Genomic DNA, 1,741 nt, shown 5'->3' on the forward strand with positions numbered 1-1,741 from the left:
AAGTTTGGCCGATACTGCTTGCCATTGCCATCGTTGTTATGGTCGTTATTATCATTTACCGTATCAGGAAACACAAACATGATTTGGGACAATGGTAGAAAGAAAAGAAAGGAGTGGGCATTTTTGAAGCACCAAATAGAGGACCTTGTTTTTAAAGAAATAGTATGGGCGCGGCCATATAAGACGGAAGCCGTGTGGGAAGTTCTCTCGCATCTAGCGGCATTATCACGGGGAGCCGTTATCTGGGAAGTACGCAGTCAAAACGGCAAAGTAAGTTACCTCATTGGAGCCGCCGCAAGGTACATCAGAAATATTGAAGAAGCCATCAAGGCGCATGGTGATATCCTGTTCCACGAAGTTGGCACAGAAAAACGTGCTGCTGTTACTACTGCCCGACAACTGAAGATTAGCCATCCGACGCTCTCGCTTAAGACTGACATTACGGAGGCAGTCATCCGGGCGGGACTGGCGGCACTGACAGAAAACAAGAATAGCACAGAAATGGTAGTGCAAATCATATTGGGGAGGGCTTATGCCCCCTCCCCGGTACCAACTAACCTCGCTGATCCCAATGCTACTTGGCTGCAAGTCCTGTTCGGAGACGTGCAAAAAGCTTCCGCCGAGAGCCGCAAAACCGTGCGGGAAAAAGCCGAGCAGCATATTTTCCAGGCCGTTATCCGTATCGGCATCACCGGAGAAAACAACAGCGCCCGTCTGCAAAGTGTCATCAGCGCATTCAAGGTGTTAGAATCCGCAGGGGTAAGGATACATACAGAAAATATAAAATCGCACGATCTCAACTCCGCCCATGTGCCTTGGCATTTTCCTTTGCAGCTGTCAGTAAGAGAACTTGCAAACTTTTTATTATTGCCTGCCGGGGAGGAAAAACTGCCGGGAACGCCGGGTCTGCACCCCAGGCTTACCCTGCCGCCCCAATGGTATTATAGCCCAACTAACCAGAAAATGGATCGTAGTTTTGCCGTCAGCATGGACGCAATAAACCCGAAGCGGCTAAGCATCTCGCCAAAAGACTCACTTGAGCATACGATATGCTTGGGTCCGACGGGTAGCGGCAAGTCGACTGCTATGTTACACCTGATTCTAGCGGATATTACCGCCGGAAGAAGTGTATTGGTTTTAGATCCTAAGGCAGATTTAATTACATCTATTTTGGAACGGATTCCCGAAAAACGCATGGGCGACGTGGTCATCATCGATCCATCCGATCCTTGCCCCTGTGGGTTTAACCCATTGGCGTTTAAGGATTATGGCAGCCCTTCGCTGATTGCGGATGCAACTCTCTCTGTGCTTAAAGAAATCTTTAGTGATTGTTGGGGAATTTACACTCAAGATGTACTAACAGCAGCCCTCCTGACCCTCGTTGAGACAGAGAATTCTACCCTATTGTGGCTGTTGCCACTTCTGACTGACGAGCGGTTTAGGCAGAAAATTACCAACAAGGTTAAAGACCGCATAGCATTGCGCCCCTTTTGGGAGCAGTTTGAGGCTCTAAGGGATACCGAAAAAAGACAGCAAATAAGCCCTGTTCTCAATAAGCTTCGTCAACTAACTTTACGACCGGGCCTTAGGAACATACTTGGACAGGCAAAGCCTAAGTTCTCACTGACAGATTTATTCTATAAGAGAAAGATTGTCATGATTCCGCTTAACAAAGGATTAACTGGCGGAGAAAGTGCCAGGCTCTTAGGCTCACTAATTGTCGGCTTAACCTGGACGCTTG

At 48.1% G+C, this 1,741-nt stretch carries 1 protein-coding gene; it reads left to right on the forward strand.

Annotated features, from left to right (window positions below; translation table 11 throughout):
• Nucleotides 1-78: 78 nt before the first annotated feature.
• Nucleotides 79-1,741, forward strand: a 1,663-nt coding sequence (locus E5329_RS28960; protein ID WP_135992556.1) for a type IV secretory system conjugative DNA transfer family protein, incomplete at its 3' end; no start/stop codon positions are given.

The sequence above is a fragment of the Petralouisia muris genome (assembly GCF_004793545.1).
In the GTDB taxonomy this organism is placed as follows: Bacteria; Bacillota; Clostridia; order Lachnospirales; family Lachnospiraceae; genus Petralouisia; species Petralouisia muris.